A 24,569-nucleotide genomic window follows, 5' to 3' on the forward strand; every position below is an offset into this window, starting at 1 on the left:
GTCACAGGCTCCCCTTGGGCTGATAATCACGCACATCGGCCAGGTGGCCGGCAATCGCAGCCGCCGCAGCCATGGCGGGCGAGAGCAGGTGCGTGCGCCCGCCCGGGCCCTGGCGCCCTTCGAAGTTGCGGTTGCTGGTGCTGGCGCTGCGCTGGCCCGGCGTCAGCTTGTCCGGGTTCATGCCGAGGCACATCGAGCAGCCCGCCTCGCGCCACTCGAAGCCGGCCTCGGTCAGAATGCGATCCAGCCCCTCGGCTTCCGCCTGCGCCTTCACGAGGCCGGAACCCGGCACCACCATGGCGCGCACGCCATCGGCCACGCGGCGGCCCTTGGCGATGGCGGCGGCGGCGCGGATGTCCTCGATGCGGCTGTTGGTGCAGCTGCCGATGAAGGCGACGTCGATCTTGAGGTCCGTCAGCTTCTGGCCCGGCGTCAGGCCCATGTATTCGACCATGCGGCGAAGCTGGGCGCGGCGCGCCTCGTCCTTCGCCTCTTCCGGGTTGGGCACCACGCCGGTGATGGGCAGCACGTCCTCGGGGCTGGTGCCCCAGGTGACCTGCGGTGCGATCTCATGCGCGGCAAGCTTCACCACGCGGTCGTAATGCGCGCCCGGATCGCTCGGCAGGCTGCGCCAATATTCCATGGCGCGCTCCAGCGCCTCGCCTTTCGGTGCCATGGGGCGACCGCGGATATAGTCGAAGGTGGTCTGGTCCGGCGCCACCATGCCGGCGCGCGCGCCGCCCTCGATGGACATGTTGCAGAGCGTCATGCGGCCGGCCATGTCGAGCGCGCGAATGGTGTCGCCGCAATACTCGATGACGTGGCCGGTGCCGCCCGCCGTGCCAATCTTGCCGATGATGGCGAGCGTGATGTCCTTGCCCGAGCAGCCGATGGCGAGGTTGCCCTCGACCAGCACCTGCATGTTCTTGGCCGGCTTCTGCAGCAGCGTCTGCGTCGCCAGCACATGCTCCACCTCGGAGGTGCCGATGCCGAAGGCGAGCGCGCCCATCGCACCATGCGTCGAGGTGTGGCTGTCACCGCAGACGATGGTCATACCCGGCAGCGAACGCCCCAGTTCCGGCCCAATGACATGGACGATGCCCTGGCGCTGGTCGAGCAACGGGATCAGCGGCATGCCGAATTCGGCCGCGTTCTTCTCCAGCGTCTCCACCTGCAGGCGGCTCTCGGGGTCCACAATGCCGGTGTAGCGCGAGGCGTCAGTGGCGATGTTGTGGTCGATCACGCCGAGCGTCAGGTCCGGCCGGCGGATCTTGCGGCCGGCGAGGCGCAGCCCCTCGAAGGCCTGCGGCGTCGTCACCTCATGGGTGAGGTGGAGGTCGATGTAGAGAAGGGCCGTCCCGTCCGGCAGCGTCTCGACCACATGGGCGGCCCAGATCTTGTCGAACAGCGTGCGCGGCTTTCCGTCGCTCATTGGCGGCTTCTCCCTCTCGGTCTCTCAACGGGGCGAGGGGCCCGGCGGGGCCCTTCGCAGGCATCGGCCGGGGGCGGCAGCGGCCCCCGGCATCCGGGCCTCAGGCCTCGGCGGCGTCCTTGGCGGCAGCCTCGGGGGCCGTGCGCAGGCCGAGCTTCTCGGCGATGCGCGCCGACTTGCCGGTGCGGCCACGCAGGTAATACAGCTTCGCGCGGCGCACCTTGCCGCGACGCACCACGGAGATCTCCGCGATGGCCGGGGAGTGCAGCGGGAAGACGCGCTCCACGCCCTCGCCGTAGGAGAGCTTGCGCACGGTGAAGTTGCTGTGCAGGCCGCGGTTGGAGCGCGCGATCACCACGCCCTCATAGGCCTGAACGCGCGTGCGCTCGCCTTCCACGACCTTCACCATGACGCGCACGGTGTCACCGGCGGCGAATTCGGGAACGGGACGGCTCGCGGTCAGGCGGGCCTTCTGGTCGGCGTCGAACTGCTGCAAGAGGTTCATGGTCAAGTCCTTTCGAAGAGATTGCTTTAGGCCGGGGCTTGCGCGCCCGCAACCTGCATGCGGTTCCAGAGATCGGGCCGCCGCTCGCGCGTCGCGGCCTCGGATTGGGTGCGCCGCCAGCGCGCCACCTCGGCATGGTGGCCCGAGAGCAGCACGGGCGGGACGGCGCGGCCCTGCCATTCGGCGGGCCGCGTGTAGTGCGGGTATTCGAGCAGCCCCGCGCTGTGGCTTTCCTCGACGGCGCTTTCGGAGGCACCCATGACGCCGGGCAGCAGCCGCACGCAGGCATCGAGCAACGCCAGAGCGGCAACCTCGCCCCCCGAAAGGACGTAGTCGCCGAGGCTGACCTCGCGCATGCCGCGCGCCTCGATCACCCGCTGATCCAGGCCCTCGTACCGGCCGCAGAACAGCACGACGCCGGGCCCGGCCGCAAAGTCGCGGACCATCGCCTGGTCGAGCAGCCGGCCACGCGGCGTCAGATAGACCAGCGGCCGCGCATCGCCATCCGGCATCGCGGCCGAGATGGCGGCATCCGCCACATCGGGGCGCATGACCATGCCGGCGCCGCCGCCGAAGGGCGTGTCGTCCACGGTGCGGTGGCGGTCCGTCGCGAAGCTGCGGATGTCCAGCGCTTCGCAGCGCCAGATGCCCTCGCGCAGCGCGCGCCCGGCGAGCGAGACACCGAGCGGCCCGGGGAACATCTCCGGGAAGAGCGTCAGGATCGTCGCGTGCCAGCTCATGCCGCACCCGCCTCCCCTTGCTCATCCGGCTGCGGTTCCACCAGGATTTCCGCCGGCAGCACCACGGTCACGCGGCGCGCCGCGATGTCCACCGCGGGCACCGCCGCGCGCGTGAAGGGCACCAGCCGCTCGGGCGGCCCCTCCAGCACGAGGAAGGCGCCCGCCCCGTGATCCTCGACCGAGCGCACCCGGCCCAGCGCCTCGCCCGCCTCGGTCACCGCCGCAAGGCCTTCGAGGTCCGAGAGGTAGAACTCGTCGGGGTCCTCGGGCGGCGGCAGCGCCTCGCGCGGAACATAGAGGCGCGTGCCGGTCAGCCGCGCGGCCTGGTCGCGGTCGTTCACGCCATCGATGCGGGCCAGGTCCGGCGCCAGCATCTCCAGCACGAAGCGCTGCGTGCCCGTGGCGTCGCTCAGCGGGCCATAGGCCGTCAGATCCTCGGGCTCGGCGGTGAAGCTGCGGACGCGCACCAGGCCCCGCACACCGTGCGGCCTCCCGATCTCGCCCAACAGGATCATCGCCGGCGCCATGGATCAGATCAGCGCGCGGCGGCCGCGGCGCGTTCCTGCGCCTTCTTCTTCGGCGCCGACTGGATCGGCTGCGTCGGGATCGCGGGCATCGCCATCAGGCCGGCGCGGCCCAGGAACTTCGCCACGCGGTCCGTCGCCAGCGCGCCCTGGGAGAGCCACTCCTTGATGCGCTCCTCCTGCAGGCGGATGCGGTCGGCATGCTCGGCCGGCAGCATCGGGTTGTAGCTGCCCACCTTCTCGATGAAGCGGCCATCGCGCGGCGAACGGCTGTCGGCCACCACGATGTGGTAGTAGGGGCGCTTCTTGGCGCCGGCGCGGGCAAGGCGGATCTTCAGGCCCATCGGGCTGTCTCCTTCGGTAAAGTCAAAATCAAAACGGCCTACGACCTTGGGGGAGGAGGCTGGCGAGCCCGCCGCGCATCATCCCCTTCTGGCCCATCTTGTTCATGCGCTTCATCATGTCGCGCATGTCCTCGAACTGCTTGAGCAGCCGGTTCACCTCCTGCACGGAGGCGCCCGAACCGGCCGCGATGCGCCGCTTGCGCGACGCCTTGATGATCTCGGGCTGGCGGCGTTCCTTCACCGTCATGCTGCCGATGATGGCCGCCTGACGCTTGAGCATGCCGGTGTCGAGATTGGCGTCCTGCAGCTGCGCCTTCACCTTGGCGACACCCGGCAGCATGCCCATCAGGCCGCTCATGCCGCCCATCTTGCCGATCTGCTTCAGCTGCTGGGCATAGTCCTCGAGCGAGAACTGGCCCTTCTGCATGCGGGCGGCGAGCTTCTCCGCCTCGGCCTGGTCGATCGTCTCGGCCGCGCGCTCGACGAGCGAGACGATGTCGCCCATGCCGAGGATACGGTTGGCGATGCGGTCCGGGTGGAAATCCTCGAGCGCGTCGAGCTTCTCGCCCGCGCCCAGCAGCTTGATCGGTGCGCCGGTGACGGCCCGCATGGACAGCGCCGCACCGCCGCGCGCATCGCCATCCACGCGCGTCATCACGATGCCGGTGACGCCCACGCGCTCGTTGAAGATGCGCGCGGTGTTCACCGCGTCCTGGCCGGTCATGGCGTCCACGACCAGCAGCGTCTCGTGCGGCGTCACCGCCTGCTTCACCGCCGCGACCTCGGCCATCAGCGCCTCGTCGATCGAGAGGCGGCCGGCGGTGTCGAGGATCACCACGTCGTAGAGTTCGCGCCGGCCCAGATCCATGGCGCGCTCGGCGATCTGCAGCGGCGTCTGGCCGGCGATGATCGGCAGGCTGGTCACTTCCGCGCGCTCGGCCAGCTGCGCCAGCTGTAGCTGCGCGGCAGGGCGGTGCACGTCGAGGCTGGCGAGCAGCACCTTCTTGCGCTCGCGGCCCTTCAGCCGCAGCGCGATCTTGCCCGAGGTGGTCGTCTTGCCCGAGCCCTGCAGGCCCACCATCAGGATGGCGACGGGCGCCGCGGCCTCCAGGCTGATGCCACGCGGGCCCGGATCATTGCCGCCCAGCGCCTCGACCAGCGCGTCATTGACGATCTTGATGACCTGCTGGCCGGGCTGGATCGAGCGGATCACCTCCTGCCCCACGGCGCGCTCGCGCACGCGGGCGGTGATGTCCTTCACCACGGAGAGGGCGACATCGGCCTCGAGCAGGGCCACGCGCACCTCGCGCAGCGCGTCGGAGACATCGGCTTCGGACAGGGCGCCGCGGCCGCGCAAGCGGTCGAACACTCCCTGCAACCTGTTGCCCAAAGTCTCGAACACCAAAGAGCCCTTCCAAACGTCAAACGCGCCGCTGCGCGAAACTCGCGGAGCGACGGAGATCCCGCAGATCGCAGGACCCATATCGGGGTTTCCCGACGAAGCTGCGTTTAGGGGCTCGGGCCGAGGGCGTCAATCATGTTCGGCGCGCGCCGGCTTACGTCGCCGAAAGGCCCATGCCCCGCAGGATCGGCACCCAGAGGTCGTTCTCGGCCCGGAAGAAGCGGGCGGCCTCGCTGACGCTTCCTCCTATCACGGTCAGGTCGATGGCGGCGAACCGCGCCCGTACCTCCGGATCGGCGAGGATGCTGGTCAGCGCGGCGTTCAGCCGGGCCAGCACAGGCTCGGGCGTGCCGCGCGGCGCGAGGATGGCCTGCCATGGCTCCATGTTGTTCACCTGCGGCAGCCCCGCCTCGCGCATCGTCGGCACCTGCGGCAGGGCGGCGGCGCGCGTGCCCGAGAAGGTGGCCAGGGCGCGCAACTGCCCCGCCTGGGCCTGCGCCGCGACCACCGAGGGCGTGTCCGCCAGATAGGAGATGCGCCCGGCGATCAGGTCGGCCAGCCCGGCCGCGCTGCCGCGATAGGGCACATGGGTGACCTGGAGCTGGTTCACATCGGCGAAATGCTGCGCGGCGACATGGCCCGAGGTGCCATTGCCGGCCGAGCTGAAATTGTGCTGCCCCGGCTCGCGCCGGATCCGCTGGATCAGGCCGGCCGCGTCATTCACCTCCAATTGCCGCGCCGCCACCAGCACGAGCGGGACCTTCGAGGTGATGATCACCGGCGCGAAATCCGCCACCGGATCGAAGGGGAGGTTGGGCTGCACGCCCTGCACCAGGATCTGCGCCGAAAGCCCCCCGAAGAGCAGCGTGTGCCCGTCCGGCCGGGCGCGGGCCACGGACTGCGAGGCGACGATGCCCCCTGCGCCCGGCCGGTTCTCGGCCACCACCGGCTGTCCCAGGATCGGCGTCATCCGCTCGGAGAGGAGGCGCGCGATGGCGTCGCTCGACCCGCCCGGCGCGAAGGGAATGACCAGCGTGACCGGGCGCTCGGGAAAGCCCTGGGCGAGGGCCGGCGCGGCCAGCGTGGCAGGGAGCAGGGCGAGCAGACGGCGACGGCGCATGGGCGGATTCCTTCACCAGGGGGGAATGTCGGGCAGGTTCAGGGCCGCCCGGATCGCGGCGCAGAGCTGCTGGAACTCGGCCTCGGCCGCGGCGCTGTGGCGGCGGGCGCGGGGATAGCTGTGGATCATGCCCGGCGCCTCGCGGCACCAGACCGGCACCCCGGCCGCCCGCAGCCGCGCGGCGAAGGCCAGGCCCTCATCCCGGAGCGGATCACGCTCGGCGATGGAGAGCAGGCAGGGCGGCAGGCCGGACAGGTCCGGCGCGCGCAGCGGCAGGGCGAAGGGATCACTCACCGGTGGTGCGAAGGCGTCGAAGGCCTCGCGCATCGCCTCCCGCGTCAGGATGGGATCGCGCGCCGCGCGGTAGCTCGGCGTGTCGAGGTCGCGGTCCAGCACGGGGTAGATCAGGACCAGGCAGGCAGGCCCGGGGCCGCCCTGGTCCCGCGCCATGAGGCTGGCGCCGGCCGCGAGGTTGCCGCCGGCACTGTCCCCCGCGAGGCCGATCCGCGCCGGGTCGAGGCCGAGCGCGGCCGCATGGCCGAGGGCCCAGCGCAAGGCGGCCAGGGCGTCCTCGGTGGGCGCGGGATAGGGGTTTTCCGGGGCGCGGCGGTAATGGACGCTGAGGACCTGCGCGCCCGTGTTCATGGCCAGGCTGGCAGTGACGAAGTCATGCGTCTCAGGACTGCCGGCGATCCAGCTGCCGCCATGCAGATAGACGAGGGCGGCGCGGGCGGGGCCCGGCGGGCGATAGATCCGCACCGGGATTTCCCGGCCCGGAAGCACGATGTAGGCGGTGCGCGTGTGCAGTCCCGGGGGGTGCGGCTCCTGCGTGGCGAGCGCATAGCGCTCAGCCCGCTCCCGTCGCTGCCCCGGCGTCAGGCCGCCCAGCGGCCCAAGGCCCGCCGTCACCCGCCGTGTGTGCTCGAGATAGGCCTGCAGCCCAGGCTCGATCGGGTCCTGCTCGATCATTGCCTTGAGGCTATGAATTCATCCGGACAATGTCCAGCGCGACGCGCCCAGGCCGCGATCCCAGGCGCCGGACATGAAAATGGCGGCTCGCGCCGCCATGTCATGCCAGCGATGACGGATGAAGCCGGCGCTACTTGGGCGCCAGCACCATGATCATCTGGCGGTTTTCCAAGCGTGGCATCTGCTCGACCTTCACCAGCTCGACCAGTTCGGTCCGGATCCGCTCCAACAGCTTCACGCCGAGTTCCTGGTGCGCCATCTCGCGGCCGCGGAAGCGGAGGGTGACCTTCACCTTGTCGCCCTCGCCGATGAAGCTCTTCGCCTGACGCATCTTCACGTCGTAGTCATGGTCATCAATGTTCGGGCGAACCTTGATTTCCTTGATCTCGACGACCTTCTGCTTCTTGCGGGCCTCGTTGGCCTTCTTCTGCTGCTCGTACTTGAACTTGCCGTAGTCGGTGATCTTGCAGACCGGCGGGACGGCGTTCGGGCTGATTTCCAGCAGATCGAGCCCCGCCTGGAACGCCTTGTACAGCGCGTCGCGGATGCTCATCACGCCAAGCATTTCGCCATTCTCGTCAATCAGACGAACCTGCGGAACGCGGATCTCCTCGTTCACGCGCGGCCCCTCGCGGGAGGGGGGCGAAGGGGGCATGGGGCCTCGTGCTATGGTCGTCTCCTGTCTCAGTTACGATACGTCTGCAAAGCGACTTATGGGACGGTCCGCGTCAAGCCGCAACCGTCTGCGTGTGATTTGCCCGCATGTCGGGAGGGGTTGCCTCATTTGCAAGCAGTGCCACCGCTTCGGCCAGCGGCAGGGTTTCCTGCTCGCGGCCCGGCAGGCGGCGCAGCACCAGCATCCCCTCCTCCGCCTCGCGCCGGCCGACCACGGCCAGGACGGGGACGCGGGTCTCGATGTGGTCCACCACCTTGCGGTTGATCTTCTCGTTGCGGATATCGGCCTCGGCCCGGATTCCCGCGGCCTTCAGCGCGGCCACCACCTGCTCGGCGTAAGGTGCCGCATCATCCACGATGGAGGCGACCACCACCTGGCGGGGCGCCAACCAGAGCGGAAAGCGGCCGGCATATTGCTCGATCAGCATGCCGAGGAAGCGCTCGAAGCTGCCCAGGATGGCGCGATGCAGCATGACCGGGCGGCGGCGCGTGCCGTCTTCCGCCGTGTATTCGGCGTCCAGCCGCTCGGGCAGCACGAAATCCACCTGCAGCGTGCCGCATTGCCAGTCGCGGCCGATGGCGTCGCGCAGGACGAATTCGAGCTTGGGGCCGTAGAAGGCGCCCTCCCCCGGGTTCAGCTCATATTCGACGCCGGCGATGGCGCAGGCCTCGCGCAGTGCGCCCTCGGCGCGGTCCCAGGTGGCGTCGTCGCCGGCGCGCGTCTCGGGGCGGTCGGAGAACTTCACGCGGAATTCGGGGAAGCCGAGGTCGCGGTAGATGTCCGACAGCAGCGCCACGAAGCGCACCGTCTCATCGGCGATCTGGCTCTCCTCGCAGAAGATATGTGCGTCATCCTGCGTGAAGGCGCGCACGCGCATGATGCCGTGCAGCGCGCCCGAGGGCTCGTAGCGGTGGCAGGCGCCGAATTCGGCCATGCGCAGCGGCAGGTCGCGATAGGAGCGGACGCCCTGGTTGAAGATCTGCACGTGGCAGGGGCAGTTCATCGGCTTCAGCGCGTTGATCTTGTCGGCCTCGGCCTTGTCCTCGACGGAGGCGAGGAACATGCCCGCGCGGAACTTCTCCCAGTGGCCCGAAGCTTCCCAGAGCTTGCGGTCCACCAACTGCGGCGTCTTCACCTCCTGGTAGCCCGAGGCATCCAGGCGGCGGCGCATGTAGTCCTCCACCGTGCGGTAGAGCTTCCAGCCATTGGGGTGCCAGAAGACGGAGCCCTGCGCCTCCTCCTGCATGTGGAAGAGGTGCATCTCGCGGCCGATGCGGCGGTGGTCGCGCTTCTCGGCCTCCTCCAGCATGTGCAGATGCGCGTCCAGCTCCTTCTGGTCGCGCCAGGCCGTCGCGTAGATGCGGCTCAGCATCGCGTTGCGATGATCGCCCCGCCAATAGGCGCCGGCCACCTTCATCAGCTTGAAGGCGGTGCCCACGCCGCCCGTCGTGGGCATGTGCGGGCCGCGGCAGAGGTCGAGCCAATCGCCCTGGCGGTAGATCGAGATGGGCACATCCACCGGCAGGTCGCGGATCAGCTCCGCCTTGTAGCGCTCGCCCTTCTTCTCGAAGAATTCGATGGCCTGCTCGCGCGGCCAGACCTCGCGGGTGAAGGCAGCGTTGCGCGCGATGATCTCGCGCATCTTCGCTTCGATGGCGGGAAAGTCCGCCGTGGTGAAGGGCTCGTTGCGCGCGAAGTCGTAGTAGAAGCCGTTATCGATGGCGGGGCCGATCGTCACCTGCGTGCCGGGAAACAGCTCCTGTACGGCTTCCGCCAGCACATGGGCGGCGTCGTGGCGGATCAGCTCCAGCGCCTCGGGGTCCTTGCGGGTGATGAAGCGCAGGCTGGAATCTTCCGTGATCTCCCGGCTGAGATCCATCGTCTCGCCGTTCACGACCATGGCCAGCGCGGCCTTGGCGAGGCCCGGGCCGATGGAGGCGGCCACCGTCGTGCCGGTCACCGCGCCGTCGAACTGGCGAAGGGAACCGTCAGGGAGGGTGATCGCGGGCATTGCATTCTCGTGCTGCTGAAAGGGAGGCGGACCATGGGCAGCGCGCCCGCCCGGGTCAAGCGCTTCCCTTTGCACGCCTGGGGCGCGCAGGCCAAGATGCGCCATGTCCGAACTGCGCAGCGCGATTTTCCTCGACTTCGACAATCTCGTCTCCGGCCTGCGGGACGGGGCCGGGCCGGAGGTCGCCCTGCGCTTCGCCGACCAGCCGGAGCTCTGGCTGGAGCGCCTGCTGGGCGACCGCCCGCGCCGGGCCCTGCTGCGCCGCTGCTACATGAACCCGGCCGGCACGCTGGAGGATGGGGCGGGCGCGCGGCTGCGCTATTCCGAGTTCCGCTGGGCCTTCATGGCCGCGGGCTTCGAGGTCTTGGACTGTCCCAAGCTCACGCGACTGAAGAACGCCGCCGATGTCCGCATCGCGCTGGATGCGATGGAGGCCATGCTCTCCCCCCTCACCCACTACGACGAGTTCCTGCTGCTCTCGACCGATTCCGACTTCGTCCCCCTGCTGCAAAGGCTGCGCGCGGCGGACCGGCGCACCCGGCTGGTGGCGCATCCGGAGGTGGGCCGCATCGTCCGCGCCGCGGCGGATGAGGTGATCGGGCTCGACCGGTTGGCGGGCTGGCTCGGCTGGCAGGCCTCGCCCGACCCCGGGCCGGCCTTCGGGGCCGAGAATGCGGCCGAACTCCTCGCCGTCGTGCGGGACATCATGCAGGAGGCGGAGGCGCCGGTGCATGTGCCGCATCTGGGCCAGATGCTGCGCAACCGCACGGGCGCGACCCTGCGCGGCAGCGATTTCGCGGGGCATGGCTCGCTGGACGCCATGCTGCAGGCGGCGGGCGGCTTCATCCGGCGCGAGGGGCCGGGCGGCGGGCATATCCTGCGTCCCGAATGGCTGGATCAGCCGCCCGAAAGCGCCGAGGCCTCCTGAAGCACGGCGGCGGCGGGCAGCCCGGCCAGCGGGTGATGCCGCAGAACGCGCACGGCCCGGCCGCGCGGCGCGCAGAGGGCGGGGTCGCTGTCATCGCCGAAGAGGGCCAGCGTCGGGCAGCCGGCGGCAGCCGCCATGTGGGTGGGGCCGCTGTCATTGCCGATGGCAAGCGCGGCCCGGCGCGCGACCGCCGCCAATTGACGGAGGTCGGTGCGGCCGGTCAGGTCGAGCGCATCCGGCACCCGGGTCAGGATCTCCCGCGCGATGGGCGACTCGGCCGGGCCACCGCCGATCACGACGGGGCGGCCGAGCGCCGCCGCGACCTCGGCGAATTGCGCCGCCGGCCAGCGCTTGGCCGGCCGCAGCGGCGAGGCGCCGGGCAGCAGCAGCGCGAAACCCTCGGGCAGGCCGAAGTCCGCGACATCGGCGGCGAGCCAGTCCAGCGCCGGTTCCGGGAAATCCGTGATGCCGGCGGCGCGCAGCTGCCCGCGCTGCCGCTCCATCGTGTGCAGGAAATCCCGCCGCGGATCGGCGTCGGGATGGGAGGCGCCGCGCGCGATGCCGGACCATTCGGCGCCTCGCCCCACGAACCAGCGGTAGCGGGAGGAGCGGCTCGATGTCTGCAGGTCATAGACCCGCGCGAAGCCCGCCCGGCGCAGCCGCAGCGCCAGGCGCAGCACGGCGGGCAGGTTGGTCCAGTCCGGGCGCCCATCGCTCCAGACCTCATCGAACCAGGGCGCGGCCTCGCCCAGGGCGCGGAAGGGCGGCGTGGTGAGCAGGGTGATCCGGGCGCCCGGATGATGCGCGCGGATGGCGGCGAAGGGGCCGAAGGCCTGCACGAAATCGCCCAGGGCGGCGAGCTTGATGACCAGGATGCGCGTCACGGCAGCAGCTCGCGATAGAGGGCGAGCGTCGCCTGCTGCATCGCCGCCATGGTGGGCACGCGCTGCCGCGCCGCCATGCCCATCGCCCCACGCTGCTCTGCCGGCAGGGCCAGAGCCGCACGAATTTGCGCCGCCAGCGCCTCCGCATCGCCGGGGGGCGTGAGCCAGCCGGTGACGCCATGCTCCACCGTCTCACGCGGGCCACCGAGATCGGCGGCGATGACGGGGCGCCCCATGGCCTGGGCCTCGATCACGGTGCGGCCGAAGGCCTCCGGCTCGATGCTGGCATGCACCACGAGGTCAGCCGCGAGCAGGGCCGCGGGCATGTCCGCGACATGGCCGGGAATGCGCAGGCGCTCGGCCACGTCGCGCGCCTCGGCCAGCCCGCGCAGCTGCGCCACATAGGTCTCACGCCCCTGCGGATCGCCCGCCAGCACGGCGATGGCCGCGGGGAGTTCCGCCAGCGCCTCGATCAGCACCGCCTGCCCCTTCCAGCGCGTCAACCGGGCCGGGAGCAGGATCACGGGCGCACCCGGGGGCACCGCCCAGGCCGCGCGCAGGGCGGCGACCCGCTCGGGCGCGACCAGCGCCGGGTCGAAGCGGCGGAAATCCACGCCGCGCAGGATCACGCGGCTCTCCCGCCCATGCGTCGCGTGGATGTGGTCCGCGATGTGGCGGCTGATGGCGATGACGCGATCCCCCCGCGCCATCACGGAATTGTAGAGCCGCTTGCCCGGAAACCCCTCGCCATAGGTGCCGTGATAGGTGGTGACGAAGCGCGCGCCGGTACGCCGCGCGGTCAGCCAGGCCGACCAGGCCGGGGCGCGGGAGCGCGCATGCAGGATCGAGACCTGCTCGGCGCGGACCAGCTCGGCCAGCGCCGCCGCGTTGTGCCAGATGCCGAGCGGCGACTTGGTGGCGAGCGGCAGGGTGATGTGCCGCGCCCCCGTCGCTTCCAGCGCAGGCACCAGCCGCCCGCCGCTCGAGGCGACCAGCGCGCGCCAGCCGGCGGCCTGGATGGCCTCCGCGATCTCCAGCGTGCCGCGCTCCACGCCGCCCGCATCAAGGGCAGGCAGCACCTGGAGGATGGCGGGCGGAAGCGGCATGGCCGACCCTGCTATCCTTCTGCATGGACGGCGTCCACTCCACATGCGATTCCAGCGCGATGAACGAAGAACACGGCACCCTCGGGCATCTGGCGTATCGGCGGCAGGCGGGGCGCGGCCCCGGCATCCTGTTCCTCGGTGGCTTCAACAGCGACATGACGGGCAGCAAGGCGGAATACCTGGCCCAATGGTGCGCCGCGCGCGGGCAGGCCTTCCTGCGCTTCGACTATAGCGGCCACGGCGCCTCGGGCGGGCGCTTCGCGGAGGGGAGCATCGGCCAATGGGCGGCGGATGCGGAGCGCGTGCTGCTCGAACTCACCGCGGGGCCGCAGATCCTCATAGGCTCCTCCATGGGCGGCTGGATCTCGCTGCTGCTGGCCCGCCGCCACCCGGAACGGCTGGCCGGGCTGGTCGGCATCGCCGCCGCGCCCGACTTCACCGAGGACCTGATGTGGGCGCAATTCCCGCCCGCCGTGCGACAGCAGATCGAACGCGAGGGGCAATGGCTGCGCCCCTCCGAATACGGCACCCCCTACCCCATCACGCGCCACCTCATCGAGGATGGCCGCCGCAACCTGGTGCTGCGCGAACCCCTGCCGATCCCCGCCCCGGTGCGTCTGCTGCAGGGACAGGCCGACCCGGACGTGCCCTGGCAGACGGCGCTGCGCCTTGCCGCGCATATCTCCGGCGAGGATGTGGAGGTGACGCTGGTGAAGGCCGGCGACCACCGCCTCTCCAAGCCGGCGGAGCTGGCGCTACTCGGCCGGACGCTGGGCGCCCTCCTCGGCGCGCTCGGCGGCGAAGATGGCGGCTAGCCCCTCGCGATAGCTAGGGTAGGCCCAATCCATGCCCAGCGCCCGCTTCGTCTGGCGGCTGGAGACCAGGCGGCTTTCATCCCAGAAGCTGCGGCCCATCTCGCTCATGCGCGCATAGGCCTCGGCGAAGGGGGTGGGCGGCGGCGGCGTCACGCCAAGCAGGCGGCAGGCTTCGAGCGTCACATCGGCCTGGGTGCCGGGCGTGTCATCCACCAGGTGGAGCACGCGCGCGCCCGGGCCCGGCGGGCGGTGGGCCGCGGCCATCACGGCGCGGGCGATGTCGTCGCGATGAATGCGGCTGAAGCTGTGGCCGGGCTTCACCACGCAGCGCGCGGTGCCGGCGCGCACATCATCGAGCGCCGAGCGCCCGGGGCCGTAGATGCCGCCGGTGCGGAAGAGGTCCACCGCGACGCGGGGCGCCAGTTCGCGCCACTGGTTCTCGGCGTCCAGCCGGCGCTGGCTGCGCGCCTGCCCGGGCGCGGGGGGCGTGTCCTCCTCGACCCAGCCGCCCTGGCGGTCGCCATAGACGCCCGTGGTGGAGATGTAGCCCACCCATGCGAGCGGCGCGGCGCGGAGGCCAGCGGCATGCGCGGCCCAGACCGGATCGCCCGCGGGCCCCGGCGGCGCCGTGATGACGAGGTGGGTGACGCCGTCCAGCAGGGCCGGATCGTCGAAAGCGACGACGCCCGGCACGCCGCCGGCCTGGCGCGAGGTGATGCGGGCGGTCCAGCCCGCGCGGTGGGCGAGGTCAAGAATGGCCTCGCCCGTGTAGCCCTTGCCGATGATGAGGAGGTTGCGTTGCATCGGGGCATGATGCCCCCTGGCTCACGCCTCGGCCAGCAGGGCCGCGACGTCGAGGCGGCGGGTGAACATGGTCATCTCGCCCGCCGCATCGCGCGGCCATTCCTCGCGTGGGCGGTCGCGGTAGAGCTCCACGCCATTGCCGTCTGGGTCGCGCAGGTAGAGCGCCTCGCTCACGCCGTGGTCGGAGGCGCCGTCGAGCCTGACCCCGGCCTCCAGAACGCGCTTCAGCGCCGCCGCCAGCGCGGCGCGGTCCGGGTAAAGGATGGCGACGTGATAAAGGCCGGTGTGGTGCGGCGGCGGCGGCGTGCCGCCCTCGCTCTCCCACGTGTTGAGCGCGATGTGGTGGTGATAGCCGCCGGCCGAGAGGAAGGCGGCGCCGGGCCGCTCCAGCATCACGGTCAGGCCCAGCACATCCCGCCAGAAGGCGAGGGCGCGCGGGATGTCGGCCACCTTGAGATGGACATGGCCGATGCGCGTCTCGGCGGGGGCGGTGTAGGGCGTCTGTTTCATGCGCGCATCCTGGCACCGCGGGCAACTGCCGCGCCAATCACGATGGCAAATGAGCGCCATCAGCGCCTTGAGGTCACCAGCCAGAGCCCGGCGAAGACCAGCAGCGCGGCCGGCAGCGCGAGCCAGCCCATGCGTTCGCCGAAGAGAGCCGCGCCCCAGAGCACGCCCGCGATGGTGACGATGTAGCCGGTCTGGCTCGTGATCACGCTGCCCGTCGCGGCGATCAGGCGGAAGTAGAGCAGATAGGCGAAGGCGGTGAGCGCCGCCTGGAAGGGGATCAGCCACTCGACGCGCCAGCCGATGGCGCCGGGCCAATGCACCTGGCCCATCAGCACGCCGAAGATCGCGATGAAGAAGGCGGCCGCGTAGAGCGCGCCGGTCGCCAGCACCAGCGCATCCGTGCCGCGCGGGGCGAGGCGCGAGGCCACAATGTTGGAAATGGCGAAGCCCACCGGCGTGATGGCGGCGAGCAGCGCCCAGCCGAGCAGACCCGCATCCGGCAGCGCGGCACCCGGCGCCATGGCCAGGGCCACGCCCAAGAAACCGAGCAGCGTGCCGGTGATGCGCGCCGGTGTCAGGCGGTCCATCCCAAGCGCCGCCGCCCCCAGCACGGTGAGGATCGGCGAGAGCGGCACAAGCAGCGCGAAGAAGCCAGCCGGGATGTGCTGCAGCGCCGTGTAGCCCGCGAAATTCGCCAGCGCGAAGCCCGAGAAGCCCGAGGCCGCATATTGGACCAGATGCGGCCGGTCCAGCGGGATCGCCAGACGCCGCTTGGCGCAGAGCACCGAGAGGATGAGCGCCGAGCCGAAGGCGCCCCAGAAGGCGAAGCCAAGCGGCGCGAAGCCCCCCGCCATGGCCGCCTTCACGATGGAGGGCGTCAGCCCCCAGACCACGCCGAGGATGAGCAGCGCGGGGATATGGCGGGCAAGCGGCATGGAGGGCAAAGGCGCGAAGCTGCCCATTCTGTCAACCAGGGGTAGCAGACGTTGAACCGGAGCGCGGAATGCCGACATGTTGCGCCATGGCGGACCTGCCCGAGTCGGAAATCATCGCGCTGCGCCGCGACCCGTTGCTGCCGCCCGAGCCCTGCCCGGTGCGCTGGCGCCGCTCGCCGCGCGCGCGCCGCGTCTCGCTGCGGATCGATCCGGCGCGGGGGGATGTGGTGGTGACCCTGCCGAGCCGCGCGGCCAAGCGGCATGGCGTGGCGCTGCTGACCGAGCATGCCGGCTGGGTGATGCAGAAGCTCGGCAACCTGGCGCCCGAGCGGGCCTTCGAGGCGGGAGCGAGCGTGCCGATCGGCGGCGTGGAACACCCGATCCGCCATGAGCCGGGCCGGCGGGGCGGCGCCTTCCTGGAGGAGGGCGCGCTGGTGGTGACGGGCGAGGCGCCCTTCGTCGCGCGCCGCGTGCGGGACTTCCTGCGGGCCGAGGCGCTGCGCCGCATCGTGACGGCCGCGCGCCCGCATTGCGAGGCGCTGGGCGTAGTGCCGAGCGCCATCCGCCTGAAGGACACGAAGAGCCGCTGGGGGAGCTGCGCGTCGAACCGCACGCTCTCCTTCTCGTGGCGGCTCGTGCTCGCCCCCGACTGGGTGCTGGATTACGTGGTGGCGCATGAGGTGGCGCATCTGCGGGAGATGAACCACTCGGACCGCTTCTGGGCGCTGGTCGAGCAGCGCTCCGAACACCGGCATGCCGCGACCGAATGGCTGCGGCGGCACGGGCCTTCGCTGCAACGGATGGGATGAGGGCGGCCGAAGCCGCCCTCCCGGTGATCAGCCGACGCTGAGGCGCCGCTCGGTGATCTGCTGCTTCATGCTCTTCTGCAGCTTCTCGAAGGCGCGGACCTCGATCTGGCGGACGCGCTCGCGGCTGATGTTATACTGCTGCGAGAGCTCTTCCAGCGTGGTCGGCTCGTCCTTCAGGCGGCGCTCGATCAGGATGTGGCGCTCGCGCTCGTTCAGGGTGCGCAGCGCGCCGTTCAGCATGTCCTTGCGGTTGGACATGTCCTCGCGGTCGGCGAGCTCCGTCTCCTGGCTCTCGGCGTCATCCACCAGCCAATCCTGCCACTCGCCCTCGCTGTCAGCACGGACGGGGGCGTTCAGGCTGTTGTCCGGGCTGGCGAGGCGGCGGTTCATGCTCACCACGTCCTGCTCGGGCACGGCCAGGGTCTTCGCGATCTTGGCCACGACCTCCGGCTGCAGGTCGCCATCCTCCAGCGCGCCGATCTGCCCCTTGAGGCGACGGAGGTTGAAGAACAGCTTCTTTTGCGCCGCGGTCGTGCCCATCTTCACGAGCGACCAGCTGTGCAGGATGTATTCCTGGATGGCGGCACGGATCCACCACATGGCGTAGGTCGCCAGGCGGAAGCCACGATCAGGGTCGAAGCGCTTGACCGCCTGCATCATGCCGACATTGCCTTCGGAGATGAGCTCACCCACCGGCAGCCCATAGCCGCGGTAACCCATCGCGATCTTCGCCACGAGGCGCAGATGCGAGGTGACAAGCTTATGGGCGGCCGCCTCGTCGCCGGCGTCGCGCCAGCGCTTGGCAAGCTCCAGCTCCTCTTCGGGAGCGAGCATCGGGAATTTCCGGATGTCCTGCAGGTAGCGCGACAGGTTGCCTTCCGGGGCAAGCGGGATACTCAAAGAAGCCATCGGTTTCGACGAGCCTTCCATTTGCGCCGTGCCCCACCCCGTGACGGCGGCGGGCACACGGCCTTTCTGGCCTAACGCGTCCGGGGCCCTCCCGGATGCATCCGCCCCGGTCACGGAAGGGGCGGTGGCAGCAACCGGGGGTTTAGCGGCACCCCATGGCGAAGTTCCACCAGCAAATTACCGGAATGATCGGTTTCGCGCAAGCAAAACCGACTAAACTGGTCCGGTTACTCGTTGTTACAGGCCAGAATGGCCAGGAGTTTCCGGAAATCCTCCGGCGGCTCCGACCGGAAGGAGAGATTTTTCCCGCTGATCGGGTGGGCAAAGCCAAGGCTCGCGGCATGCAGCGCCTGACGCGGGAAGGCCAGGAGAGCCTCCCGCGGGCCCTCGGGCAGGGTCCGGCTGACCGCCGGGATACGTCGCAGATACACGGGATCGCCCACCAGGGGGTGCCCGATATGCGCCATATGGACCCGGATCTGGTGGGTGCGCCCGGTCATCAGCTTGCAGCGCACCAGCGCGACCGCGCCGTGGAAGACCTGTTCCGTCCGGTATCTGGTGATGGCGTGCTTGCCGGCGCTGGCACCCGCCATCTCGCCGCGCTGCACGCCCCGGTTGCGCTGCTCGACGACGGCCATGCGCTTGCGATCCGTCGTGTGGCGGCCGATCGCGGCCTCGATCACGCCCTCGCCCGGGCTGGGCACGCCCCAGGCGAGCGCCAGGTATTCGCGGTCCAGGTCGCGGGCCACGAAGGCGTCGGAGAGGATCTGGTGTGCCCGCTGGCTCTTCGCCACCACCATGATGCCGGAGGTGTCCTTGTCGAGCCGGTGGACGATGCCGGGCCGCTTCTCGCCGCCGATTCCCTCCAGCTCCTCGCCCGCATGGGCGAGCAGGCCGTTGACCAGCGTGCCATCCATGTTGCCTGGCGCCGGGTGCACGACGAGGCCGGCCGGCTTGTCCAGGACGATGAGGTGCTGGTCCTCGAAGAGGATGTCGAGCGCCATGGCCTGGGCCTGCGGACGGGCCGGCGCGGGCGGCGGCGGCGCCACGCGATAGAGGCTGCCGGGACGCACCGGTTGCGCGGGCTCGGTCAGCGTCTCGCCGTCACGCGTGACGTGCCCTTCCTCGATCAATGCCTTGACGCGGGAGCGGGAGAGACCGCCTATCCGCTCCGCGAGGAATCGGTCCACGCGCTGTCCGTGATCGGCTTCCGTCGCGGTGATCTCATGGGTCTGGGACAAATGCAGGCACTCAAGTTCCTGGTTGTGGCGATGGGCGTGCTGATCGTGGCCGGCACCGTGACGCTGGTCGTCCTCCTCGTCCAGCGTGCCGGTGGCCGGGGCGAGGCGCCGCTGCCCGCAATGAGCCTGAACCTGCCTGCCGGCAGCCGCATCGTCAGCTTGGCCGGCGCGGGCGACCACTTCGCCGTGCATGTGCAGCGCCCCGACGGGGACCGCATCCTGCTGCTGGATTCCCGCAGCGGCCGTGTGGTGGGCGAAGTGATGCCGGGCGCCGCGGTGCCGGTGCGGTAGGGCGGCATGGCGCACAAGAAGCCGAACCTTCCAGAGAAGATCTGCGCCGCCTGCGGCCGCCCCTTCGCCTGGCGCAAGAAGTGGGCGCGGAACTGGGACGAAGTGCGCTTCTGCTCCGATGCGTGCCGGGATGGGAGATATGCAAAGGCCCGGCTTGCCCTCCCCGCCCGGGGCGGCTAAGACCGCGCCACTGGCCCAGTCCCTTTCGTCTAGAGGCCTAGGACACCGCCCTCTCACGGCGGCAACAGGGGTTCGAATCCCCTAAGGGACGCCACTTTCCATAATTTCCCCGGCATGGCTGCGCAGCAAGCGCGGCGGCGGGCCGTGCTGTGTCCAGCACGGCCCTCGGCGGTCAGCGCGCCGCTTCGGGTGCCGTGTCTTCGGCAGGCGGGGCCACGTGGCGGGGCTGCGGCATGGGGAGCGTCTCCGCCTCGCCAGCCAGCTCGGCCTCCAGGCTCGCGGTGATGTTGCCCTCCGTGCCCTCGGCACCCTCGGCGCCCTGGCTTTCGCCCTGGAAGCCCTCGGCGTTCTGGTCGCGGAAGCGGCGCTCCTGCGGCGGCTGGTTCTGCTGCTGCACGGCAGCCATGGCGCCAAGGATGCGGAAGTAATGCTCGGCGTGCTGGAAATAACCCTCAGCGCCGACACGGTCGCCGCTGCTGGTCGCGTCGCGGCCGAGCTGGAGGTATTTCTCGAAGAGCTGCTGGGCTGTCCCGCGCAGCCGCACATCGGGGCCGCTCGAATCGAAGACGTGGTTGCGGTTCAGCGGCTGATTGCCGTTCCCTCCCCCACCGCCTGCGGAACGGAACTGCCCGCCGCCATTGCCACCACCGCCGCCATGGCGATGGCCACGGCGCATGCGCTTCATGTTCATTCGTGTCTGTGCTTCTGCTGTCTGTGCTGCCGCGGAGGTTTCAACTGGCGCCGCTGGCTGGGGTTCGTCCGGCACGGCACCCTTGCGGGGCTCTGCCCATCGGCCGGCCAAGGGCCTGTGCTGACGAGACTCACCTTAGACAGAAGAATCCCTCCCGCCAACCGGTTTCTCCGACAATTTCAGGATCAAGGCGCGGCCGACGCCGCCAAGATCGGCCTTGAGCCCCATGACGGCGAGGCCTTCCGCCTCGGCCAGCGCCGCGACGGCGGGCCCCTGGCCCTCGCCCAGCTCCAGCACGGCAAGGCCGCGCGGCGCAAGAAGGCGAGGCAGATCCGCCAGGATCACGCGATAGGCGTCGAGTCCGTCGGGCCCGCCATCCAGCGCGGTGGCCGGCTCATGCACCGCCACCTCGGGCATCAGGCTGTCGATCGCGCCGCGCTCGATATAGGGGGGGTTGGCGAGGATGAGGTCGAAGCGCCCCGCGACGGCACCGGCCCAGTCACCCGCGGCGAAGGTGGCGCGCCCGTTGAGGCCGTTCCGCGCGGCGTTGCGCGCGGCCAGCGCCGCCGCCTCGGGCCGCAGATCGAGGCCCAGGCCCCAGGCGGTGGGAAATTCACTCAGCGCCGCCAGCAGCAGGCAGCCCGTGCCCGTGCCAAGGTCGAGGATGCGGCGGGGCGCGATGCCTGCTTCCAGCGCCGCCTCGATCAGCGTCTCCGAATCGGCGCGCGGGATCAGCGTCTCGGCGGCCACTTCCAGATCCAGCGTCCAGAACCCGGCGCGCCCCAGGATGCGCGCCATGGGCAGGCGCGCCAGGCGTTGGGCGAGCGCGGCGCGGAAACGGGGAATGGCCTCAGGCGGGACGGGCGCGCGGGGGTCGCGCAGCAGGGCCTCGGTGGTGCTGCCCATGGCATGGGCCAGCAGCAGCCGCGCCTCGAGCCGGGGATTCTCGATCGCGGCGGCGCGCAGCATCTGGCCGGCCTGGCAGAGAAAGGCGCCGACGCTCTCCCCGGGCTCGCAGGTCATGGAAGGAGACAAGGCCGCGGCCGGCGCGCCCAGAGTGACCATCCCACCCGCCCACACGCGGCGGCGCGAAGCCAGGCCGGTGGGGCCGGCGCCCGGCGCCTGAGGGCGGTCAATTCTCCGCTGCCAGGCGCTGGGCCTCGTCCTCGCTGACCAGCGCGTCGAAGATCTCGCCCATCTCGCCCATCATCACGCGGTCCACCTTGTGCAGCGTGAGGCCGATGCGGTGGTCGGTCACGCGGCCCTGGGGGAAGTTGTAGGTGCGGATGCGCTCGCTGCGGTCGCCGGTGCCCACCTGGCCCTTGCGGTCCGCCGCGCGGGCGGAATCCAGGGCCTGGCGCTGCGCATCGTAGATCTTCGCGCGCAGCATCTTCATCGCCTTGGCCTTGTTCTTGTGCTGGCTCTTTTCTTCCTGCATCGCGACCACGGTGCCGGTCGGGATGTGGGTGATCCGCACCGCGCTGTCGGTCTTGTTCACATGCTGCCCGCCCGCGCCCTGCGCGCGGTAAGTGTCGATGCGGAGGTCCTTCTCGTCGATCCGCACATCCACTTCCTCCGCCTCGGCGAGGACCGCGACGGTCACGGTGGAGGTGTGGATGCGGCCTTGCGTCTCGGTCGCCGGCACGCGCTGGACGCGATGCACGCCGCTTTCGAACTTCAGCCGGGCGAAGACCCCCTGCCCCTCGATCTCGCCCGTGGCGCCCTTGATGCCGCCCAGCTCGTTCTCGTCATATTCGAGCACGGTAAAGCGCCAGCCCACGCTTTCCGCGTATTTCTGGTAGGCGCGGAACAGCTCGGCCGCGAAGAGGCCCGCCTCGTCGCCGCCGGCCGCGGGGCGGATCTCCAGGATGGCGCTGCGTTCATCCGCCGCATCCTTCGGCAGCAGCATGAGGCGGATCTCGCGCTCCAGCTTCGGCAGGCGGTGCTTGGCGTCCAGCAGCTCGGCCTCGGCCAGCTCGCGCATCTCCGGGTCGTCCAGCAGGGCCTGCGCCTCGGCCTGCGCTGCTTCCAGCGCGCGGTATTCGCGCACCTTCACGACCAGCGGCTCGAGGCTGGAAAGCTCCTTCGACATGGCGCCGATCTCAGCGCCACCGGCGGTCTCGAGCTGCGCGCGAAGCTCCTCCGCCCGCAGCATCACACGCTCCAGCGAGGCGGGGAGGCTCACTTCCGCAGCCGCTCCGCCAGCGCCGCGAAGGGCACCTGCTCCTGCGTGCCGGCATCGAGGTCGCGCAGTTGCGCGACGCCCTGCGTGGCTTCCGTCTCGCCGATGATCAGCGCCACGCGCGCGCCCTGCTTGTTGGCGCGCTCCATGCGGCGCTTGAGGTTGCCGCGATAGCCCATCTCGGCGCCGATCCCGGCGCCGCGCAGCGATTGCAGGACGGAGAGCGCGACACCCTCCTCCGCCTCGCTCACCGGGATCACGGTGACGAGGCGCGGCGCCGCCGGCGTGAGCCCCGCCTTCTCCATGAGCATGGCCAACCGCTCCACACCCGCCGCCCAGCCGACCGAGGGGGTGGGCGGGCCGCCCATCTCCTCCACCAGGCCGTCATAGCGGCCGCCACCCATCACCGTGCCCTGCGCGCCCAGGCGCTCGGTCACGAATTCGAAGGCGGTGTGGCTGTAGTAGTCGAGGCCGCGGACGATGCGCGGATTCTCGCGGAAGGGCACGGCGAAGGTCGTCAGGTGCCGGCGCAGCGCGTCCCAATGGGCGCGGGCGCCCTCCGTCAGGAAGGGCTCGATGGTCGGCGCATCGGCCACCAGGGCGCGGTCCTGGGGTTCCTTGCTGTCGATGATCCGCAGCGGGTTCTTCTCGAGGCGGCGCTGGCTGTCCTCGCTCAACCGGTCGCGATGGGCGGTGAAATGCGCGACCAGCGCCGCGCGATAAGCATCTCGGCTCTCCGCATCGCCCAGCGTGTTCACCTCGAGGATCACGCCCTCATCCAGGCCGAGCTCGCGGATGATGTGGTAGCCGCAGGCGATCACCTCGGCATCGGCCAGCGGCTCGCCGGCACCCAGCACCTCGGCGCCGATCTGGTGGAACTGGCGGTAGCGCCCGGCCTGAGGACGCTCGTAGCGGAACATCGGCCCGGCGTAGAAGACCTTGCGCGGCAGGGATTGCGTGAGCCCGTTGGAAACGAGGGCGCGGCAGACGCCCGCCGTGTTCTCGGGGCGCAGGGTCACGCTCTCGCCGCCGCGATCCTTGAACTCGTACATCTCCTTGCTGACCACGTCCGAGGTCTCGCCCAGGCCGCGGGCGAAGACGCGCGTATCCTCGAAGATGGGGGTCGCCCATTCCTCGAAGCCATAGAGCGCCGAGATGCGGCGCGCGGTCTTGATCACGCGGTGGTGGCGGCGGAATTCCTCACCGACGAGGTCACGGGTTCCGCGTGGCGGCTGGAGCTTGATCTGGGACATGATGGGGATGGCGGGTAGCGGGTGACGGGCGGCCCGGCAAGGGCGGGGCGCCCCGCTGGACCACGCTGCGTTCAGGCCGTGTGGTCCAGCCCCTGCCGAGAGGATGATTCAGCGTTGCGGCGATCCCGCCTCAACGCGTCGGGCACTAACCCGCCTTCCGTGCCGTCCAGGCGTCGAGCGTGGCGCGCGCCTGGTTGCGCGTGGGGTCCATCTCGGCCGCGTGGCGTTCCGTCCTGGCCGCCAGCTCGACCACGTAGCCATTCGGGTCGCGCAGGTAGATGGAATGGATGATGCCGTGATCGGCCGGGCCGCGCGCCTCGATGCCGGCGGCCCGCGCCTTGGCGAGCACCGCCTCGAGCTCCTCGGCCGAGGTCTCCATGGCCACGTGCAGGTCGAAATCATGCTGAGGCTTGAAGTCGAAGTCGCTGCCCGGCACCTCGAAGAAGGCGAGGAAGCTGCCATCGCCCAGCTTGTAGAAGCTGTGCAGCACCGCCGCGTCGCGCCCCGTCGCCGTCCGCTCGATCACGAAGGCCTGGGCCAGCTCCATGCCGAGGAAATCCTCGTAGAAGGCGCGCGTGGCCTCGGAATCCCGGCAGCGATAGGCGACGTGGTGGAACATGTGGGCGGGGTTGCCGGCCATCACGCGGCGCCCTGTAGCATGCCCCGCCAGGCATTGAAGCCGCCATTGGCGACCTCCCAGCTCGGCCGCGCCTTCATCGCCGCTATCCAGCGCTGCACCCGGGGCCAGGGCGCGAAATCGAAGCCGACCAGCTCGCCCAGGGTCACGTAGCAGGCGCCCAGATGGTCGGAGAGATCGGGCTCGGCGCCGCCCAGGAAGGGCGCGGCATCGCTCAGCATGTGGTCGTTCAGGATGGTCATCAGCGTGCGGGACTTCGCCTCCGCCCGCTCCACCGCCGCCGCCTGCATGGCCGCATTGGACCACATGTAGTCGGGCAGGATCTGGCCATAGACGAGGCCATAGCCGAAGACGCGGTAGAAGCCGGTATTGAACCAGTCCATCCGCGCATTCACCGCGGCGCGGGCGCGCCTGTCGGCCGGCCAGGCGGGATGCGCCGCAAGGTCGGCCAGGTATTTGAGGATGGCCGAGCATTCGATCAGCCGGTGGCCATCCGCCTCCTCCAGCACGGGGACGAGCTGGTTCGGGTTGATGCCGGTATAGGCCTCGCCCTTGTGCTCGCCGGTGAAGAGGTTCACGGGGACGAGCTCAAGCGGAAGCCCTGCCTCATGCGCGAACATGACGATCGGGCGGCACGTGGTCGAGCCGTCGAAGTAGTGCAGTTTCAAGGC

Annotated in this window: 28 protein-coding genes and 1 tRNA gene; 6 read left to right on the forward strand and 23 right to left on the reverse strand. The window is 70.5% G+C overall.

Annotated elements, in window-relative coordinates; all coding sequences use genetic code 11:
- Position 1: 1 nt before the first annotated feature.
- The 10 genes from leuC to thrS form a co-directional block, all read right to left on the reverse strand.
- A complete protein-coding gene (leuC, locus tag R9Z33_RS18765) occupies positions 2 to 1,432 on the reverse strand; it encodes a 3-isopropylmalate dehydratase large subunit (RefSeq protein ID WP_318648085.1) in 1,431 nt (476 codons plus the stop codon).
- A 100-nt stretch (positions 1,433 to 1,532) separates the two neighbouring features.
- Complete coding sequence (gene rplS / locus R9Z33_RS18770; RefSeq protein ID WP_318648086.1) at positions 1,533 to 1,937, reverse strand: 50S ribosomal protein L19; 405 nt, start codon at positions 1,935 to 1,937, stop codon at positions 1,533 to 1,535.
- 26 nt (positions 1,938 to 1,963) lie between these two features.
- A complete protein-coding gene (gene trmD, locus R9Z33_RS18775) occupies positions 1,964 to 2,677 on the reverse strand; it encodes a tRNA (guanosine(37)-N1)-methyltransferase TrmD (RefSeq protein WP_318648087.1) in 714 nt (237 codons plus the stop codon).
- Positions 2,674 to 3,204, reverse strand: coding sequence for a ribosome maturation factor RimM (gene rimM / locus R9Z33_RS18780; protein ID WP_318648088.1), 531 nt, complete (start codon positions 3,202 to 3,204; stop codon positions 2,674 to 2,676). The genes trmD and rimM overlap by 4 nt, the downstream gene beginning before the upstream one ends.
- Before the next feature lie 8 nt (positions 3,205 to 3,212).
- Positions 3,213 to 3,545 carry a 30S ribosomal protein S16 gene (gene rpsP, locus R9Z33_RS18785; RefSeq protein ID WP_318648089.1) on the reverse strand — a complete coding sequence of 111 codons (333 nt, stop codon included), beginning with the start codon at positions 3,543 to 3,545 and terminating at the stop codon, positions 3,213 to 3,215.
- Positions 3,546 to 3,573: 28 nt separating this feature from the next.
- On the reverse strand, positions 3,574 to 4,947 hold the full coding sequence (gene ffh, locus R9Z33_RS18790) for a signal recognition particle protein (protein ID WP_318648090.1): 1,374 nt from the start codon (positions 4,945 to 4,947) through the stop codon (positions 3,574 to 3,576).
- Positions 4,948 to 5,101: 154 nt separating this feature from the next.
- On the reverse strand, positions 5,102 to 6,067 hold the full coding sequence (locus R9Z33_RS18795; RefSeq protein ID WP_318648091.1) for a Bug family tripartite tricarboxylate transporter substrate binding protein: 966 nt from the start codon (positions 6,065 to 6,067) through the stop codon (positions 5,102 to 5,104).
- 12 nt (positions 6,068 to 6,079) lie between these two features.
- On the reverse strand, positions 6,080 to 7,036 hold the full coding sequence (locus tag R9Z33_RS18800; protein WP_318648092.1) for an alpha/beta hydrolase: 957 nt from the start codon (positions 7,034 to 7,036) through the stop codon (positions 6,080 to 6,082).
- A 130-nt stretch (positions 7,037 to 7,166) separates the two neighbouring features.
- Positions 7,167 to 7,691 carry a translation initiation factor IF-3 gene (gene infC, locus R9Z33_RS18805; RefSeq protein WP_318648093.1) on the reverse strand — a complete coding sequence of 175 codons (525 nt, stop codon included), beginning with the start codon at positions 7,689 to 7,691 and terminating at the stop codon, positions 7,167 to 7,169.
- A gap of 73 nt (positions 7,692 to 7,764) precedes the next feature.
- On the reverse strand, positions 7,765 to 9,723 hold the full coding sequence (gene thrS, locus R9Z33_RS18810) for a threonine--tRNA ligase (RefSeq protein ID WP_318648094.1): 1,959 nt from the start codon (positions 9,721 to 9,723) through the stop codon (positions 7,765 to 7,767).
- A 103-nt stretch (positions 9,724 to 9,826) separates the two neighbouring features.
- On the opposite strand from thrS, the gene R9Z33_RS18815 reads away from it, so the two are divergent.
- Positions 9,827 to 10,651: an NYN domain-containing protein gene (locus tag R9Z33_RS18815; protein WP_318648095.1), complete on the forward strand. Its 825-nt coding sequence runs from the start codon at positions 9,827 to 9,829 to the stop codon at positions 10,649 to 10,651.
- On the opposite strand, the gene R9Z33_RS18820 is transcribed toward R9Z33_RS18815, so the two are convergent.
- Positions 10,621 to 11,535: a glycosyltransferase family 9 protein gene (locus R9Z33_RS18820; RefSeq protein WP_318648096.1), complete on the reverse strand. Its 915-nt coding sequence runs from the start codon at positions 11,533 to 11,535 to the stop codon at positions 10,621 to 10,623. The two genes, R9Z33_RS18815 and R9Z33_RS18820, sit on opposite strands and share 31 nt — an antisense overlap.
- Positions 11,532 to 12,641, reverse strand: coding sequence for a glycosyltransferase family 4 protein (locus tag R9Z33_RS18825; protein WP_318648097.1), 1,110 nt, complete (start codon positions 12,639 to 12,641; stop codon positions 11,532 to 11,534). The genes R9Z33_RS18820 and R9Z33_RS18825 overlap by 4 nt, the downstream gene beginning before the upstream one ends.
- Before the next feature lie 59 nt (positions 12,642 to 12,700).
- Between R9Z33_RS18825 and R9Z33_RS18830 the strand changes: the two genes are divergently transcribed.
- Positions 12,701 to 13,456 (forward strand): alpha/beta hydrolase, encoded by a 756-nt coding sequence (locus tag R9Z33_RS18830; protein ID WP_318648098.1) that lies wholly within the window; start codon positions 12,701 to 12,703, stop codon positions 13,454 to 13,456.
- Here R9Z33_RS18830 and R9Z33_RS18835 read toward each other — a convergent pair.
- Genes R9Z33_RS18835 through R9Z33_RS18845 form a run of 3 tightly spaced genes read right to left on the reverse strand, consistent with a single transcriptional unit; the run spans position 13,397 to position 15,705 of the window.
- On the reverse strand, positions 13,397 to 14,260 hold the full coding sequence (locus tag R9Z33_RS18835) for a Rossmann-fold NAD(P)-binding domain-containing protein (protein WP_318648099.1): 864 nt from the start codon (positions 14,258 to 14,260) through the stop codon (positions 13,397 to 13,399). The two genes, R9Z33_RS18830 and R9Z33_RS18835, sit on opposite strands and share 60 nt — an antisense overlap.
- 21 nt (positions 14,261 to 14,281) lie before the next feature.
- The gene (locus R9Z33_RS18840; RefSeq protein ID WP_318648100.1) at positions 14,282 to 14,770 is read right to left on the reverse strand and encodes a VOC family protein; all 489 of its coding nucleotides are present in this window, start codon (positions 14,768 to 14,770) and stop codon (positions 14,282 to 14,284) included.
- A 59-nt stretch (positions 14,771 to 14,829) separates the two neighbouring features.
- Positions 14,830 to 15,705, reverse strand: a complete 876-nt coding sequence (locus R9Z33_RS18845; RefSeq protein ID WP_318648101.1) for a DMT family transporter — start codon at positions 15,703 to 15,705, stop codon at positions 14,830 to 14,832.
- Between the two features lie 86 nt (positions 15,706 to 15,791).
- On the opposite strand from R9Z33_RS18845, the gene R9Z33_RS18850 reads away from it, so the two are divergent.
- Positions 15,792 to 16,514 (forward strand): M48 family metallopeptidase, encoded by a 723-nt coding sequence (locus R9Z33_RS18850; protein ID WP_318648102.1) that lies wholly within the window; start codon positions 15,792 to 15,794, stop codon positions 16,512 to 16,514.
- A gap of 27 nt (positions 16,515 to 16,541) precedes the next feature.
- Here the strand turns inward: R9Z33_RS18850 and rpoH are convergent, their stop codons facing one another.
- Together rpoH and R9Z33_RS18860 are read right to left on the reverse strand one after the other, a co-directional pair.
- The gene (gene rpoH / locus R9Z33_RS18855; RefSeq protein ID WP_318648103.1) at positions 16,542 to 17,423 is read right to left on the reverse strand and encodes an RNA polymerase sigma factor RpoH; all 882 of its coding nucleotides are present in this window, start codon (positions 17,421 to 17,423) and stop codon (positions 16,542 to 16,544) included.
- Between the two features lie 227 nt (positions 17,424 to 17,650).
- The gene (locus R9Z33_RS18860) at positions 17,651 to 18,664 is read right to left on the reverse strand and encodes an RluA family pseudouridine synthase (protein WP_318648104.1); all 1,014 of its coding nucleotides are present in this window, start codon (positions 18,662 to 18,664) and stop codon (positions 17,651 to 17,653) included.
- Between R9Z33_RS18860 and R9Z33_RS18865 the strand changes: the two genes are divergently transcribed.
- The 3 genes from R9Z33_RS18865 to R9Z33_RS18875 all read left to right on the forward strand — a co-directional run bounded on the left by R9Z33_RS18865 (position 18,665) and on the right by R9Z33_RS18875 (position 19,229).
- Entirely contained in the window at positions 18,665 to 18,955 is a 291-nt protein-coding gene (locus R9Z33_RS18865; RefSeq protein ID WP_318648105.1) for a DUF6476 family protein, read from the forward strand. It abuts the gene before it with no gap.
- Between the two features lie 6 nt (positions 18,956 to 18,961).
- Positions 18,962 to 19,135, forward strand: a complete 174-nt coding sequence (locus R9Z33_RS18870; protein ID WP_318648106.1) for a DUF2256 domain-containing protein — start codon at positions 18,962 to 18,964, stop codon at positions 19,133 to 19,135.
- An 18-nt stretch (positions 19,136 to 19,153) separates the two neighbouring features.
- Positions 19,154 to 19,229: transfer RNA gene (locus tag R9Z33_RS18875), tRNA-Glu, on the forward strand.
- A 78-nt stretch (positions 19,230 to 19,307) separates the two neighbouring features.
- On the opposite strand, the gene R9Z33_RS18880 is transcribed toward R9Z33_RS18875, so the two are convergent.
- From R9Z33_RS18880 to R9Z33_RS18905, 6 genes are all read right to left on the reverse strand, one after another.
- Complete coding sequence (locus R9Z33_RS18880) at positions 19,308 to 19,826, reverse strand: DUF4167 domain-containing protein (RefSeq protein WP_318648107.1); 519 nt, start codon at positions 19,824 to 19,826, stop codon at positions 19,308 to 19,310.
- Between the two features lie 135 nt (positions 19,827 to 19,961).
- Positions 19,962 to 20,849, reverse strand: a complete 888-nt coding sequence (gene prmC / locus R9Z33_RS18885; RefSeq protein ID WP_318648108.1) for a peptide chain release factor N(5)-glutamine methyltransferase — start codon at positions 20,847 to 20,849, stop codon at positions 19,962 to 19,964.
- 109 nt (positions 20,850 to 20,958) lie between these two features.
- A complete protein-coding gene (gene prfA, locus R9Z33_RS18890; protein ID WP_318648109.1) occupies positions 20,959 to 22,011 on the reverse strand; it encodes a peptide chain release factor 1 in 1,053 nt (350 codons plus the stop codon).
- Positions 22,008 to 23,261: a histidine--tRNA ligase gene (gene hisS, locus R9Z33_RS18895; RefSeq protein WP_318648110.1), complete on the reverse strand. Its 1,254-nt coding sequence runs from the start codon at positions 23,259 to 23,261 to the stop codon at positions 22,008 to 22,010. The genes prfA and hisS overlap by 4 nt, the downstream gene beginning before the upstream one ends.
- 145 nt (positions 23,262 to 23,406) lie before the next feature.
- Positions 23,407 to 23,901: a VOC family protein gene (locus R9Z33_RS18900; RefSeq protein ID WP_318648111.1), complete on the reverse strand. Its 495-nt coding sequence runs from the start codon at positions 23,899 to 23,901 to the stop codon at positions 23,407 to 23,409.
- Positions 23,901 to 24,566 (reverse strand): glutathione S-transferase family protein, encoded by a 666-nt coding sequence (locus R9Z33_RS18905; protein WP_318648112.1) that lies wholly within the window; start codon positions 24,564 to 24,566, stop codon positions 23,901 to 23,903. The genes R9Z33_RS18900 and R9Z33_RS18905 overlap by 1 nt, the downstream gene beginning before the upstream one ends.
- Positions 24,567 to 24,569 lie beyond the last annotated feature (3 nt).

The sequence above is a fragment of the Sediminicoccus rosea genome (assembly GCF_033547095.1).
In the GTDB taxonomy this organism is placed as follows: domain Bacteria; phylum Pseudomonadota; class Alphaproteobacteria; order Acetobacterales; family Acetobacteraceae; genus Roseococcus; species Roseococcus rosea.